The 14647-nt window shown below is 66.1% G+C and carries 10 protein-coding genes and 1 tRNA gene; 6 read left to right on the forward strand and 5 right to left on the reverse strand.

The genetic code is table 11. From position 1 onward, the window contains the following. The first annotated feature begins 497 nt into the window (after nucleotides 1–497). On the forward strand, nucleotides 498–1565 hold the full coding sequence (locus ACVMIH_RS27125) for a hypothetical protein (protein WP_456864046.1): 1068 nt from the start codon (nucleotides 498–500) through the stop codon (nucleotides 1563–1565). Nucleotides 1566–2313: 748 nt separating this feature from the next. Here the strand turns inward: ACVMIH_RS27125 and ACVMIH_RS27130 are convergent. From ACVMIH_RS27130 to ACVMIH_RS27145, 4 genes are all read right to left on the reverse strand, one after another. Beyond that, a tRNA-Thr gene (locus ACVMIH_RS27130) sits at nucleotides 2314–2389 on the reverse strand. Between the two features lie 108 nt (nucleotides 2390–2497). Then, nucleotides 2498–4279 carry a heme biosynthesis HemY N-terminal domain-containing protein gene (locus ACVMIH_RS27135; protein WP_456864049.1) on the reverse strand — a complete coding sequence of 594 codons (1782 nt, stop codon included), beginning with the start codon at nucleotides 4277–4279 and terminating at the stop codon, nucleotides 2498–2500. Between the two features lie 20 nt (nucleotides 4280–4299). Beyond that, on the reverse strand, nucleotides 4300–5571 hold the full coding sequence (locus ACVMIH_RS27140) for a COG4223 family protein (protein WP_456864052.1): 1272 nt from the start codon (nucleotides 5569–5571) through the stop codon (nucleotides 4300–4302). Between the two features lie 112 nt (nucleotides 5572–5683). After that, nucleotides 5684–6424: a uroporphyrinogen-III synthase gene (locus ACVMIH_RS27145; RefSeq protein WP_456856711.1), complete on the reverse strand. Its 741-nt coding sequence runs from the start codon at nucleotides 6422–6424 to the stop codon at nucleotides 5684–5686. 174 nt (nucleotides 6425–6598) lie between these two features. Between ACVMIH_RS27145 and tsaD the strand changes: the two genes are divergently transcribed. From tsaD to ACVMIH_RS27165, 4 genes are all read left to right on the forward strand, one after another. Next, entirely contained in the window at nucleotides 6599–7672 is a 1074-nt protein-coding gene (gene tsaD / locus ACVMIH_RS27150) for a tRNA (adenosine(37)-N6)-threonylcarbamoyltransferase complex transferase subunit TsaD (protein ID WP_076834997.1), read from the forward strand. A 188-nt stretch (nucleotides 7673–7860) separates the two neighbouring features. Beyond that, nucleotides 7861–8838: an NAD(P)H-dependent glycerol-3-phosphate dehydrogenase gene (locus ACVMIH_RS27155; RefSeq protein ID WP_456864055.1), complete on the forward strand. Its 978-nt coding sequence runs from the start codon at nucleotides 7861–7863 to the stop codon at nucleotides 8836–8838. Nucleotides 8839–8955: 117 nt separating this feature from the next. Further along, nucleotides 8956–10068, forward strand: coding sequence for an alpha/beta hydrolase (locus ACVMIH_RS27160; RefSeq protein ID WP_456854162.1), 1113 nt, complete (start codon nucleotides 8956–8958; stop codon nucleotides 10066–10068). An 86-nt stretch (nucleotides 10069–10154) separates the two neighbouring features. Then, nucleotides 10155–10568: an EVE domain-containing protein gene (locus ACVMIH_RS27165; protein ID WP_057021328.1), complete on the forward strand. Its 414-nt coding sequence runs from the start codon at nucleotides 10155–10157 to the stop codon at nucleotides 10566–10568. Nucleotides 10569–10731: 163 nt separating this feature from the next. On the opposite strand, the gene ACVMIH_RS27170 is transcribed toward ACVMIH_RS27165, so the two are convergent. Continuing rightward, nucleotides 10732–11910: a DNA topoisomerase IB gene (locus ACVMIH_RS27170; protein WP_076835000.1), complete on the reverse strand. Its 1179-nt coding sequence runs from the start codon at nucleotides 11908–11910 to the stop codon at nucleotides 10732–10734. A 771-nt stretch (nucleotides 11911–12681) separates the two neighbouring features. On the opposite strand from ACVMIH_RS27170, the gene acs reads away from it, so the two are divergent. After that, nucleotides 12682–14634 (forward strand): acetate--CoA ligase, encoded by a 1953-nt coding sequence (acs, locus tag ACVMIH_RS27175; RefSeq protein ID WP_057021358.1) that lies wholly within the window; start codon nucleotides 12682–12684, stop codon nucleotides 14632–14634. Nucleotides 14635–14647 lie beyond the last annotated feature (13 nt).

The raw sequence follows: 14647 nt of genomic DNA on the forward strand, positions 1-14647 counted from the left end.
TTTCTGCTCGCAGCCACCTTCTGCGCCTGTGCGCCTTCGAGAGTGGCACCATCGCGCCCGGCGGCTGCGGCTCCCACCAAAATATCGAAAACAACCCCATGCAAAGGAGCTGGCGGATGCCGGCGCTCGACAAGGCAACTTGACCCGTCGGGCAAATCAGGGATACATTTCCAATATTCCGAAATCACGCATCCCTCGCCCGTTGGTGGGGGAGACCAGCCACGTCGAGCCCATTTTGTGAGATGCATCACGCTGTCAGCACAGCAGTTGCCGACGGGTTGGCGTGGTCCAGTCGGATTGTTGAAACTCGGTCCTATCGGTGGGCCCGTATCGCTGTAGTTTTTGCGCCTTGAGACATGGTCTCGGCGCAACGCGGCTTGCCCGTGCACGCCGGCGTCTGCAGCACCAGCCTGTGTGCCGCGCCTTCGACGATGATCCGGGAATAGATTCGTCGGTTTGGCCCTCTCTTTCACGATGCCCGAACCCTGGAGAGCTCAGTGAGTGCACTCGAACAAGGCCGCGTACGGCCCGGCGGCGATGGCTTGGCGAATACGGCCGCCGAAAAGCTCCGTTCGATGGTCCCGGCGGCTGGAGCGATGGCCTATCCGTTCCTGCTCGATGCATTTCATCTCGCGGTCTCTCCCGCTGCTGGTCCGGTGTCGTTCGGGCGACTGGTCCTGGCGGCGCTTTGCCTGCCGGCGGCGACCGCCGCGCCCTTGCTGAGTCTTGCCTGCGCGTACTGGATGACCAAGGCCGCACCGTCATCGTTCGCGCTGCGCGCCCGCCGCCTCGCTTATCTCAGCATCGCCGCGCCGCCTTTGTTCGTGCTGACCGGCGTCGGTCTCGGATTGCTGCACATCCCCGTCCGCGACGAGCTTGTCTGGGTCGCGGGTTGGCTCGTCGCGTGTCTCTATGTGCTGTTCGGCAGCGAGCAAGAGCGCCCGGCAAGATCAGCCGCGATTGCGCCATCCATCGCCAGATGGCGCGTGACACATGGCGTCGCCGCAGCGATCATCCTTTTCTACGTCGCATTCCATCTCACCAATCATCTGCTGGGTTGGCTCGGACCTGATGTTCATGCCGCCGTGATGAAGGCGGGGCGCACCGTCTATCGGTCGTCCGTGGTGGAGCCCATCCTCGTCGTATTGATGCTGTTCCAGGTCGCCGTCGGGATGCGGCTCGCTTGGCGCTGGAGCGCGCTGCCAGCGGATGCGTACCGCGTATTTCAGATCGGCTCCGGCGTCTACCTCGCGGCGTTCATCGTCACCCATCTGAACTCCGCATTGGTCTCGGCGCGCGCCGTGCGCCACATCGACACCAACTGGGCCTGGGCGTCGGGTGCACCAACCGGCCTGATCCACGACGCCTGGAGCATTCGCCTGGTGCCGCATTACGCGCTCGGCGTCTTCTTCGTCCTCGCACATCTCGCATCGGGTTTGCGCGGCGTGCAGATCGCGCACGGCGTGCCCACCACGATCGCCAACCGGATCTGGGCAACCGGCCTCGCAGCCGGCGGGCTGGTCGCGATCGCGATCATGAGCGGACTGTGTGGAGCGCGAATCTAGGCTTCGGCCGGGGCGGCAAGAGCGACCCGGCCGGACTTTCGGAAGATCATTACGCCCCGATAATAGCTGGTTCATTTGAATTCAGGTGCCGGCGTACGCTTCGCTCGCTGCGCAGAAAAGCGGGATGCGATTATGCCCTTCGCCGCTTTGACGCGCCGTCTATCGTCCACGTTTCCTTATCATTCGTTGTCGACTTAACGTCCGAATCACGCGCTTGCCGACCTTCTCCGGATGGTCTCGAAGATCATGCTGCCATATCCTAAGGACACTCCATCCATATTCGTTCGTTCAAGAAAAAGAAGGGAGGGTCATAACGAATGCTCTTTACGCGACCCGACCTAATAATCAGGTGAAGAGCGGCCCCCTCATAAAATTCTTGTTTCTTAATTGCCATCAGTGAAATACGAATCGCCCGTCCACCCAAGAGTACAATTGGCGGTTGAGCACTGCAATTCGACTTGCGGACGATCAATCAGCTTTCGCGGGGATTTCTTCGTGAAATTGCGGTCGGTGGTCTCGCCGCGCGTCAATTGCGAAAGCGGCCGCTGGGGTTTGCACACCCGGACGGCCGACGCCGTGATTGGTGCTGTGGCCTGAGAAGCGCTTGCCATTCGCCGGGTGGCCGGCCTCGGCAGGAGGTTTGGAAGGGTGGGCTTCAAGATACAACACGATGGGATCGGCGCCGCACTGTCCCGCACCGAAGGACAATTGGTATCAGTCGATCCTCAAGCTAACTTACTGAAAAAACTGGTGCCGCAAGAGGGACTCGAACCCCCGACCCCGTCATTACGAATGACGTGCTCTACCAACTGAGCTATTGCGGCGAACCGTTCGGCAACGGCCGGATCATGCGGCCACCTGATATCGGGCATGACCCCGATTGGCAAGGACAACGCGGGTATCGAACCATACGGCCGTTACGTAACCGCGAATTAGCTTCCCAAACGTGACAGAAATCCGCGCCAGCCGCCCACCTGGGCCTTGGGCGGGCCGATTTGTTCCGCAAATTCGTCGACCGGGCCGTCCTCGTCGACGCCGGGGTCGTCGGGGGCCCGGATGATCGGGATCACGGCCGGAATCGGCGCCGGTGCGGCCTTGGGCAGGTCGGCCCTCGACCGGAACAGGGGGGCTGGCGCCGGGGGCGCCGATTCGGCGGCCGGCGCGGGAGCTGGTTCCGGAGCGGCGGGTTCGGCCGGGGCCGGGGCGGGCTCGGCCTCGATGGCCGCCGGCAGCGGGGCGTTATCCTGCACCGTCGGCGCGGCCGGCTCCAAGGGGTTGACCTCGACTGGCTTCGCCTCGACCTGCTTCACCTCGACCGGCTCGGCCGGCTTGGCGTCCGCAGGCTCGCTGGCCAATTCCTTTGGCGGCTCGACCCGGCGCGGCGCCAGCATCGCCTCCTCGAAAGGCGACGGCTCGATCGCGTGGCCCTTGTCGGACGGCAGCGCCGCCACCGGGGTCTGCCACTGGAAGGCGTCGAGCCGGCCGGTGACCGGCGAGACCGGACGCCAGCGGTCCGACACATAACCGTCGGCGGTCCAGACCGGATCGTGCAGCGCGCGCACGGCGCGCAGGGTCCAGGCCCGCGCCCGGCCGCTGTCGCCATGCTCGGTGCGCTCGATCTCGGCCATCAACAGCGCGACGCGTTGGGTCGGCGCCGCGACAAACGGCTCCAGCGCCGCGCGCGCCTTGGCGAACTCGGCCGCGTCGATCGCGGCGCGCGCGATCGCCAGCGCGCCCTCGATATGGCCCGGCGTTTTCGCCGCCAGCGTCTCGACCCGCACCAGGCGCTGGCGCGCGGAATCGCCGAGCCGCACATGCGAATAGGCGTCGGCGAGATCGGGATGCGGCTGCGCCAGCCACGCGGTCTCGACGATGCGCATCGTGCGACGCACCTGATGCGCCTCGCTCTCGAACTTCGCCGCGAGCACGGCGGCCGGGATCAGCGTCGGCGCCAGCTTGACCGCCTCCACCGCGCTCGAGCGCGACAGGTCGCGATCGACGGTCTCGAACTCCAGCGCACGCGCCGTCAGCAGCACGCCGCGCTGCCGCCGATAGGTCGCCTTGTCGATCAATCCGGCGCTCTGGTTGTTGTCGATGATCGACAGCGCGCCGGCCCAATCGCCCTTGGCGCAGCAGAAGCCGAGCACCGCATGCGAGGCCCATGACGACGACGGCGACATCTTCAGCGCTTCCTCGGCGATCATCACGGCCGCCACCGGATCGTCGGCGCGCTGCGCCTCGATGAACAGACCGCGCAATCCAAGCAGCCGCGTGTCCTCGCGCTCGGCCATGGCACGGAAGGCGCGCTGCGCGCCGTCGCGGTCGCCGTCGAGCTGCGCCGATTGCGCGTGCAGCAGCAGTGCCAGCGGATCGCCTCCGGCGTGGCGCCGCGCCACTTCGGCATGCGCGCGCGCCGCCGAAGAATCGCCATGCCCGATCGCAAGCAGGCCTTGCGTGATGGCGTGGCGGCCGCGGGCGTGACGCCGCTCGCGCCGGCCACGGCGGATGTGCGAGGGGATCTTCCAGAGCCCGCGCAGGATCACGCCGGCGACCATCGCGACGACGACGACGAGGCCGAGCAGATACATCGGCTGCTTGGACGTGAAGCGCAAGCCGCCCCAATTCAGCACGAGATCGCCGGGCTGATCGGCCATCCAGGCCGCACCCGCTGCAGCGAGCGCGATCAGCAGCAGGAACAGAATGATCCGGATCATCAAAGACCTATTGCAAAGACTTACTGGTTGACCGTGGCGAGCGCCGCCATGGCGTTGTCGGCAAATTTACGCGACGCGTCGAGCGCGGCGCGGCGCGCGTCCACCTTGGCGAGCCAGGCTTGCGCCGCCGTGCGATCCGCCGGCGGCAGCGACTTCAATTCACGCTCGGTCAATGCGAGGTCATTATGCAGGGCGGCCGATGTCACGCGCGCGACGATGCTGCCGCGATCGGTCCCCGTGCCGTCGGTCCGCTCGATCCGGATCAGCGTGGAGGCACCGGCCTTCAGACGATCGACCAGCCCGGCGCTGGCCGCCGCAGCTTCAGGCGGAGGCGGCGCAAGTTTCGGCACGATCTCGATCAGCTCGCGGCACAGCGCGTTCGGGCTCGGCACGCCTGAGGTCGCAAACGTCGCGAGCGGCTTCAGCACCTCGGCATCGTCAGACAGCGCCTTCGCAGCCTCGAGCGCGGAGGCATAGGGATCGCCGTGACGCACCGCGACGTCGAGCAGCGATGCCGCGACGACGCGGCGCAGCGGCACATCGTCGGCCTTCGCCTCGGCCTTGGTGTCGGCGATCTTGCCGTCCTGCCTCGCGATCGCAGCACCCTGCGCCTTCACCGCACCTTCGACCTTGTCGATGCGCGCCGTGATGCCGGAGAGATCAGCCGCAGCCGCGCCATCGCGCGGCGCGGCTTTCGCGTCATTGACCGCCGCCGCAAGCTTGTCGGATTGCGCCCGCGTCGCGGCGAGTTCGGTGCGCAGTGCGGCGATCGATTTGTCGAGCGCCTCCAGCCGCGCCGTCGCCGCGGGATCGGCGGCCGCCGCGACCGGCCTGCCGGCTTTCGATTCCAGCGCACTCAGGCGCATGCCGAGCTGGTCGATGGCGGCATTGGGTAGCGGCGCCGGGACCGGCTGCACGACGGGCCAGCCGAGCAGCCAGCCAACCCCGATCACCAGCGCCGCCGCGACGGCGCCGGATATCGGAGCCACCACCCAGGGCGACACCGGCCGCGCCGGTTCGGCGTCCGGCGCCGCGGAGGCGGTCTCGGGCTGCGGCTCCGCTTGCGGTGCGGCGTCGCCTTGGGGCTCGGCCTCAGGCGTCGCCGCGTCCGCGGACGCCTTGGCAGCATCCTTGCCGGCATCCTGGTCAGCCTCCCTGGCGGCTTCCTCGGCCCCCTCCGCCTTCGACGGTTCGCTGGAGATTTCGGTCGCCTGAAGATCGATGGTCGGCGGCGCGCGCTTGGGCCGGGAATCCGGCGAAGATCCTGGGTCGTCTGGCCTTTCTTCAGCCATCGCGGGGGGTCCTCAAAACTATTGGCCGCATATTGTACCAGAATCGGCCCAGGCTCTTAGAGCACGATCCGAATAACCGAGCATTGCCTAACATCATGGTCAGACGAAAGAATTATTCCGGTCTCGGCCGCAGGGCGCGGCTCAGCGCCTCCAGCAGGGCATTTTCGTCCGGCCGCGCCGCCACCACCACCTTGGTCGCGCCGGCGTCATGGAGCACCGCGGCGACGGCCGCCGAGATGCAGCATTGCGGCAAGGCGAGCGCCGAAATCTCGATCCCGTCGGCTCGGACCGTGTCCAGAAAGGCCTGCGCGCTGCGGCGGGAATAATGCAGCACCGCGGTGATCCGGTTCGCCATGAAGGCGTCGCTGACTTCCCTCGGGAAGCCGGCCACCGGCGCCATCCGGTAGGTGGTGTGGGTGACGACGCTGAGCCCGCGCTCGCTGAGCTCGCCCGCAAGATCGCGCGACAGGTCGGCGCCGGCGAGATAGAGCAGCGTCGCAGACGCCGGCAGCTCGCCGGCCTCGACCCGTGCGAGCACGAGATTGCGCAGCGAGACCGCATCGCCCTTCGCCACGATCACCTTGTCGAAGCCGGCGGCGCGCGCCGCATCGGCGGTGTGTACCCCGACCGCAAACAGCGGCAGCCGCAACAAGCGGCTGGTCGCGAGATCGACCGCACGCAGCGCATTGGCGCTGGTCAGGATGACGGCATCATAATCCGCATCGTCGTCGCCGCGGAACGGCACCGGCTCGAAGCGCAGCACCGGCGCCGACAGGGCGTCAAAGCCGCGCTGGCGCAGCGTCGCGAGCGTCGCGTCATTGTCCGGATGCGGTCGTGTGACAAGGATTGTCAGGGTTTCAGGCCTCCAGCCGTATAAATTGGACGTTGGCGACCGATTGCACTTTAAGACCTCGCAATGCTACCCCGGAGCGGACATTTTGATGAGCATCATCTTGCCGGAAACCGGTTCCGGCCTGTCCGGATCATGCTCGTAGCACAAGGACCGAAATTGGGACACGAACCGCCGATGCTGGTGCTGGGGATCGAGACCACCTGCGATGAGACCGCGGCCGCCGTGGTCGAGCGCCAGGCTGACGGGCAGGCGAAAATCCTCTCCAACGTCGTGCGCTCGCAAACCGACGAGCACGCCCGCTTCGGCGGCGTGGTGCCGGAGATCGCGGCGCGCGCCCATGTCGACCTGCTCGACGGCATCGTCGCCTCCGCGATGAAGGAGGCCGGCGTCGGCTACGGACAATTGTCGGCGGTCGCGGCAGCCGCGGGCCCCGGCCTGATCGGCGGCGTGATCGTCGGCCTCACCACCGCGAAGGCGATCGCGATGGTGCACGATACGCCGCTTATCGCGGTGAACCATCTCGAGGCGCACGCGCTGACGCCGCGGCTGACCTGCGCGCTGGCATTTCCCTATTGCCTGTTCCTGGCCTCGGGCGGACACACCCAGATCGTCGCCGTGGTCGGCGTCGGTGAATATGTGCGGCTTGGCACCACGGTCGACGACGCGATGGGCGAGGCGTTCGACAAGGTGGCGAAGATGCTGTCGCTGCCCTATCCCGGCGGACCGGAGGTCGAGCGCGCGGCCGCCGGCGGCGACCCGACGCGGTTTGGCTTTCCACGTCCGATGCTCGGCCGCGCCGATGCGAATTTCTCGCTGTCGGGACTGAAGACGGCGGTGCGCAATGCAGCCAGCCGGCTGGAGCCGCTCGAGCCGCAGGACGTCAGCGATCTCTGCGCGAGTTTCCAGGCCGCGGTGCTGGAATCGACCGCGGACCGCCTGAGCGTCGGCCTGAAGCTGTTTCAGGAGCGGTTCGGCACGCCGCGCGCGCTGGTCGCGGCCGGGGGCGTCGCCGCCAACCATGCGATTCGAAGCGCGCTGCAGGAGGTCGCGGCGAAGGCGCAGACCACGCTGATCATCCCGCCGCCGGCGCTCTGCACCGACAATGGCGCGATGATCGCCTGGGCCGGCGCCGAGCGGATGGCGCTTGGCCTCACCGACACGATGGAGGCGCCGCCGCGCGCGCGCTGGCTGCTCGACGCCAACGCCAAGGCGCCGGCCGGCCACGCCAACAGCCGCGCCGGATATTGAACAATGTACGACGGGGCGCGCATCAGGCACCGTCGCATCTCGCCCCGCTTGCGGGGAGAGGTCAGATTGCGCAGCAATCCGGGTGAGGGGGTACAGGTCTCAACACTCGGCTCGCTCGCGGATAAAGCCCCTCACCCCAACCCTCTCCCCGCAAGAGCGGGGAGAGGGAGCGAAGACAGGCCCGCCTGATGCCGGCGCATATGTCCGTGAGCGTGATCGGTGCCGGCGCCTGGGGCACGGCATTGGCCGATGTCGCGGCGCGCGCCGGGCGCAAGGTGACGCTGTATGCGCGCAATGCCGAGCATGCCGCGCAGATCCAGGCGACGCGGGTCAATCCGCGGCTGGCTGGCGTCCAGCTTCATCCCGGCATCGCCGTGACGTCGGATATCGCCGCCGCGGCCCGCGCCGACATCATCCTGGCCGTGACCCCGGCGCAGCATCTGCGCGCGGCGGTCGGGCATCTTGCGCCGCATCTCAAACCCGACACGCCTGTCATCGCCTGCGCCAAGGGCATCGAGCACGGCACGCATAAATTCATGACCGAGGTGATCGCGGAAGCCGCGCCGCGCGCGGTCCCCGCGATCCTGTCGGGGCCGAGCTTTGCCGACGACGTCGCGCGCGGATTGCCCACCGCCGTCACGCTGGCCACCGGGGACGAAGCGCTGGCACGCGCGCTCGTCCAGGCGCTCGGCTCGGCGACCTTCCGGCCCTATCACACCACCGATGTGCGCGGCGTCGAGATCGGCGGCGCGGCCAAGAACGTGCTGGCGATCGCCGCCGGCATCGTGGTCGGCAAGAATCTCGGCGCCTCCGCGCTCGCCGCACTGACCACGCGCGGCTTCAGCGAACTCGCAAGATTGGGCCGCGCCTGCGGCGCCCGCGCCGAAACACTCTCCGGCCTGTCGGGATTGGGCGATCTGCTGCTGAGTTGCTCGACCGCGCAATCGCGCAATTTCGCACTCGGCCTCGCGCTCGGCCGCGGCGAAGCCGCGCCGATCGGCAAGCTCGCCGAAGGCGCGTTCACCGCGCCGGTGCTGTGCGAGCTCGCCGCTGCGCAGAAGGTCGACATGCCGGTGTCAAACGCGGTCGCCGCGATCCTGAGCGACCGGCTGACCATTGACGCAGCGATCGAAGGCCTGCTGACGCGGCCGTTCAAGGCGGAGTAGCGCACGTCACGGTCGCGCGTGGCAGAGCTTCACGATCCGTGCGCGCCGTACTAGCGTGGCGGCGAACCGTCGGATCCCGGTCCAACAAATCGAAAAACGGATCCCAAGGGAAAACCCATGCGTCAACCGCATCGCGCCATCCTTTCGATCAGCCTCGCCGTCGCATTCACCGCCTCATCCGCCATAGCCCACGCCCAAACGGCCACGACCTACGACGACCTTGCCAAGAGCGAGGCCGCCGCCAATGCCGACAACGGCAAGCGGGTCGCGCCACTCAAATCGATCGGCAATCCAACCACCGACGTGTCTGCCGAGATGCAGGCAATGATCGGCGCGCCCTATCCGCCGCATTTCAATGCCGACCCCAAAACCCCTGCGGAATGGAAGGAGTTGATCGATCGCCGCGCCAAGCTTCTGATCGCGGGTATTCCGGCGCTGAAGGCGAAGCTCGGCGTCAAGGTCGAGGAAACCAGGCTTGCCGGCGTGCACTGCTACATCGTGACCCCGAACAAGATCGCGCTCGAGAACAGGCGACGCCTGCTGATCCACGTCCATGGCGGTGGTTACGTGTTCGGCCCCGGCGAAGCCGCGTTGCCGGAAGCCATCATGATGGCCGGCTTTGGCGGCTTCAAGGTCCTCTCGGTCGACTACCGGATGCCGCCGGACTTCCCCTATCCGGCGGCGATGGACGACGCGATGGCGGTCTGGAAGGAAGTTCTGAAATCGCACGAGCACCGCCGGCTGGCCATCTTCGGCACCTCAACCGGTGGGGCGATGACGCTTGCGATGGTGTTGCGGGCGAAGGATGAGAAGCTGCCGCTGCCCGCCGCCATCGCGCCGGGCACGCCATGGTCCGATATCGACAAGATCGGCGACAGCTACGCGAGCAATGAATGGGTCGACAACGTGCTGGTGACCTGGGACGGCTGGCTCGGCCGCGCCGCCAGGCTTTATGCAAACGGCACCAGCCTGAAGAATCCCTACATTTCGCCGATCTATGGTGACTTCAAGGGCTTCCCGCCGACCATCCTGACATCGGGCACGCGCGATCTGTTCCTCAGCAACACGGTTCGCACGCATCGCAAATTGCGCCGCGCCGGCGTGATCGCCGATCTCAATGTCTATGAGGGGCAGTCGCACGCGCAGTACCAGTTCAACGTCGACGCGCCCGAGACGAAGGAGGCGTTCACCGACATCGCCAGGTTCTTCGATCGATATTTGAAACAGTAGGTGCCGCGCCGGGATCAGATGCCCGTGCTTGTCGCGGGCATCCGCGTCGCTGTAGATTGCAGCGCAATCGAACGGGGTGAGTTGCGATGAATTACTGGCTGGTGAAATCCGAACCGTCGGTCTGGTCGTGGGACCATCAGGTCGCCAAGGGCGCGAAGGGCGAAGCCTGGACCGGCGTGCGCAACTTCACGGCACGGCAGAATCTCGTCAACATGAAGAAGGGCGACAAGGCGTTCTTCTATCATTCCAACGAGGGCAAAGAGATCGTCGGCATCGCCGAGATCATCAAGGAAGCCTATCCCGACCCGACCGACAAGACCGGCAAGTTCGTCTGCGTCGACATCAAGGCCGACAAGCCGCTGAAGACGCCGGTGACGATGGCCGCGATCAAGGCGGACAAGAAGCTCGCCGACATGGCGCTGGTAAAGTATTCGCGGCTTTCAGTGCAGCCGGTGACCGCGGAGGAGTGGAAGTACGTCTGCAAGATGGGCGGGCTGTGATGTCTCGTCCAACTCTACTGTCGTCCCCGCGAAGGCCGGGCGAAGGCCGGGACCCATTACCCAAATGTCGATTGCTGAAACGAGCTGGGGCCACAGCGAATTCTAATCACAGGCGGCTGTGGTAACGGGTCCCGGCTTTCGCCGGGACGACGGCTTGCGGGACCTACGCCCCGGCCGCCATCACCACCTGCGCCAGCAATTGCTCGCGCTTGCTTTGGGTGCGGTAGCCTCCCATCGTCGCGGCGAAGCGTTCGAGGATGCCGTCCTCGAACGCGGTGACGATGGTGTCGTGGACATAGCTCTTGCGGCAGATCGCCGGCGTGTTGGACAGCTGGTCGGCGGCGGCGCGGATCGCATCCAGCACCTGGCGCTTGCGGCCGCGCTGGCTGGTGGCCGGCGTGATCCGCGACAGCGATTCCACGACGACCGCCGACGCCATCAGGGTGCGGAAATCCTTCAGCGAGATCTTGATGCCGGCGATCTCGCGCAGGAACGCGTTCACCGCCGTGGTCGAGGCGGCCCGTACCACGCCGGAGCGGTCGTAATACTGAAACATGCGCTTGCCCGGGACGCCGCGCAGGATGCCGATCGCACGCACCAGCTTGGCCGCATCGCATTCCTTGCGCACGGCCTTGCCGCCCTTGGCCTTGAAGGTCAGCACCAGGGAGTCGTCTTCCAGCGTGACGTTGGACTTCAAGAGCGTGGTGGCGCCGCGGGTGCCGTTGAGGCGCGCATAGGATTCGTTGCCAGGCCGGATCGCGGTGCGCGCGATTAGTTCGATCACCGCCGACAGCGCGAACTCGCGCGTCGGCTCGTCGCCGGACAGAAACGCCGAGACCTTGCGCCGGATCTTCGGCAGCGCGGCCACCAGCTTGGCGAGGCGATGCGCCTTGCGCTGCTCGCGAACCTTCTCCCAGTCAGCGTGATAGCGATATTGCAGCCGGCCCGCGGCATCGCGGCCGACTGCCTGCAGATGCGAGCTCGGATCGCTGGAATAGCGCACCTGGCGATAGGCCGGCGGGACCGCCATCGCGTGCAGCCGGCGGATGGTGCGCGCATCGCGGACCCGCGAGCCATTGGCACGGACGAATGAATAGGTCTTGCCGCGCTTGATGCGGCGGATGGTCAATTCGTTCTGGTCGCCGAGCCGCAGGCCCAGATCGCGCGCCAGTTCTTCAACCGTCGTTCTGATGGCAGCGGGCGCGTCGAGCTTGAGTTTTGCCGGCGGCTGCAGCCTGGCCCGCGGCGGCTTGGACGGCCACTGGCCCAGTGCCTTTGCCAAGGCGACAGCGGGATCGGCGGAAACGGGCCGCACAGCCGCGATATTCTGCTGATCCATCATTACTCTCGCAAGACGCCTTGTTCCGCTGTTCTCCCGGTAATGCCGTTGCTTCGGGCTTCGTTCCGGTGGGCCGTCTGGCCTCGGAAACGCGATTTAGGGCGTCGGGGCCGACATTGCGAGTCGCGAATCAGTTATTGACTGTATTAAATTACCTTTCATGGGTGCCATTCGCCCGCTAACGTTGATTTTGGGCTGCCCGGGATCGGACAAAATGACGCGAGCGCGGTGCCGGAAACCGGCGTTTGAACGCCCGGAGGTCCACCGCGGTCCCCCAGATCAGGTCAGCGACCTTGCCCTTTCGCGCGCCGCTCTCGCCGGGGCGCGGCTCGAGCTCGGCAGCCACGGGACGGTCCAACCGCTGGCCGCAATCAAGGATTATTCGGTCACGAACGTGTTGACGCAGCTCATCGCGGCGGCGTCCGACAATTCGTTCAATTGTGCCCGAAGCCGTCGATCAAAATCGGCGTCAGCGCATCGTCGTCGCACGCGGCACCACTGCAGCGACGGCGAACGCGCAGAGAACGATACCACTACGACCAAGAGACCAGTGACCCCGAGCAAGCGATGGCGCATAGGTTTCTCTCGTCGATGCGTTGCGGTAAGCCGTCCTATCACAAGCGGAAGCCGGCGGACTATCCGGCGGCTTCAACGCGACGAAAGTGACAGTCCTTTTTCCTTGCCGGGCCGGAATGCGGCAACGCATAATCGCGGCAATGATCAAGACGGCTTGCCGTCGCGTCGTGCGCGATCGGCAATGAGTGGAGGAAAATGATGTCCGAGAAGATCTATGACGTGTCGGCCGACTGGGCCAAGCGCGCCTATATCGATGACGCCAAATATCGCGAGATGTATGCGCACTCGGTCAAGGACCCGAACGGCTTCTGGGCCGAGCACGGCAAGCGGATCGACTGGATCAAGCCCTTCACCAAGGTCGAGAACGTCTCCTTCGCACCGGGCAACATCTCGATCAAATGGTTCGAGGATGGCGTGCTGAACGTCGCCTGGAACTGCATCGACCGCCATCTCGACAAGCGCGGCGACCAGACCGCGATCATCTGGGAGGGCGACGATCCCTCCGAATCCAAACACATCACCTACCGCCAGCTGCACGACGAAGTCTGCAAGATGGCCAACATCCTGCGCACGCGGAACGTCAAGAAGGGCGATCGCGTCACGATCTATCTGCCGATGATTCCGGAAGCGGCCTACGCCATGCTGGCCTGCGCGCGGATCGGCGCCATTCATTCGGTGGTGTTCGGCGGTTTCTCGCCGGACAGCCTCGCGCAGCGCATCAAGGACTGCGACTCGAAGGTGGTGATCACCGCCGACGAGGGCCTGCGCGGCGGCAGGAAAGTGCCGCTGAAGGCCAATGTCGATGCCGCCATCGCCAAGACCGGCGGCGTCGATTGGGTCGTAGTGGTGAAGCGCACCGGCGGCAAGATCGACATGAACCCGACCCGCGACCTCTGGTATCACGAGGCCGCTGCCATGGTGACGACGGAATGCCCGGCCGAGCATATGCACGCCGAGGACCCGCTGTTCATCCTCTACACCTCGGGCTCGACCGGAACGCCGAAGGGCGTGCTGCACACCTCGGCCGGCTACCTCGTCTTTGCGTCGATGACGCATCAATACGTGTTCGATTATCACGACGGCGACATCTATTGGTGCACCGCCGACGTCGGCTGGGTCACGGGCCACAGCTACATTCTCTACGGGCCGCTCTGTAACGGCGCGACCACGCTGATGTTCGAGGGCGTGCCGAACTATCCGGACAATTCGCGCTTCTGGAACGTGGTCGACAAGCACAAGGTCAACATCTTCTACACCGCACCGACCGCGATCCGCGCGCTGATGCAGGGCGGCGACGAGCCGGTGAAGAAGACCTCGCGCAAATCGCTGCGCCTGCTCGGCTCGGTCGGCGAGCCGATCAATCCGGAAGCCTGGGAGTGGTATTACCGCGTGGTCGGCGACGACCGCTGCCCGATCGTCGACACCTGGTGGCAGACCGAGACCGGCGGCATCCTGATCACGCCGCTGCCCGGCGCGACCAAGCTGAAGCCCGGTTCGGCGACACGGCCGTTCTTCGGCGTGGTGCCGGAGATCGTCGATGCCGACGGCAAGACGCTGGACGGCGAGACCTCGGGCAATCTCTGCCTGACCAGGTCATGGCCGGGCCAGATGCGCACGGTCTATGGCGACCACGCGCGGTTCGAGCAGACCTATTTCTCGACCTACAAGAACAAGTATTTCACCGGCGACGGCTGCCGGCGCGATGCCGACGGCTATTACTGGATCACCGGCCGCGTCGACGACGTCATCAACGTCTCCGGCCACCGCATGGGCACCGCCGAGGTCGAGAGCTCGCTGGTCGCGCATGAGGCGGTCTCGGAGGCCGCGGTCGTCGGCTATCCGCACGACATCAAGGGCCAGGGCATCTACGCCTATGTCACGCTGATGAAGGGCACCGAGCCGACAGAAGCGCTGCGCAAGGAGCTGGTCGCCTGGGTCCGCAAGGACATCGGGCCGATCGCCTCGCCGGACCTGATCCAGTTCGCGCCCGGCCTGCCCAAGACGCGCTCCGGCAAGATCATGCGCCGCATCCTGCGCAAGATCGCCGAGGACGAGTCGTCGAGCCTCGGCGACACCTCGACCCTGGCCGATCCGGCCGTGGTCGACGACCTCGTGCAGAACCGTCAGAACAAGAAGGGCGCGCCGGCGTAAGGCCAGCAGCAGC

This window comes from Bradyrhizobium sp. USDA 4503, from assembly GCF_054055815.1.

What these genes read in the sequence shown, in the direction of transcription:
- ACVMIH_RS27155 (WP_456864055.1), top strand. Translation starts at nt 7,861, where the DNA reads ATGCCGGCGCATATGTCCGTGAGCGTGATCGGTGCCGGCGCCTGGGGC.
- ACVMIH_RS27165 (WP_057021328.1), top strand. Translation starts at nt 10,155, where the DNA reads ATGAATTACTGGCTGGTGAAATCCGAACCGTCGGTCTGGTCGTGGGAC.
- ACVMIH_RS27160 (WP_456854162.1), top strand. Translation starts at nt 8,956, where the DNA reads ATGCGTCAACCGCATCGCGCCATCCTTTCGATCAGCCTCGCCGTCGCA.
- acs (WP_057021358.1), top strand. Translation starts at nt 12,682, where the DNA reads ATGTCCGAGAAGATCTATGACGTGTCGGCCGACTGGGCCAAGCGCGCC.
- tsaD (WP_076834997.1), top strand. Translation starts at nt 6,599, where the DNA reads ATGCTGGTGCTGGGGATCGAGACCACCTGCGATGAGACCGCGGCCGCC.
- ACVMIH_RS27135 (WP_456864049.1), bottom strand. Translation starts at nt 4,279, where the DNA reads ATGATCCGGATCATTCTGTTCCTGCTGCTGATCGCGCTCGCTGCAGCG.
- ACVMIH_RS27140 (WP_456864052.1), bottom strand. Translation starts at nt 5,571, where the DNA reads ATGGCTGAAGAAAGGCCAGACGACCCAGGATCTTCGCCGGATTCCCGG.
- ACVMIH_RS27170 (WP_076835000.1), bottom strand. Translation starts at nt 11,910, where the DNA reads ATGATGGATCAGCAGAATATCGCGGCTGTGCGGCCCGTTTCCGCCGAT.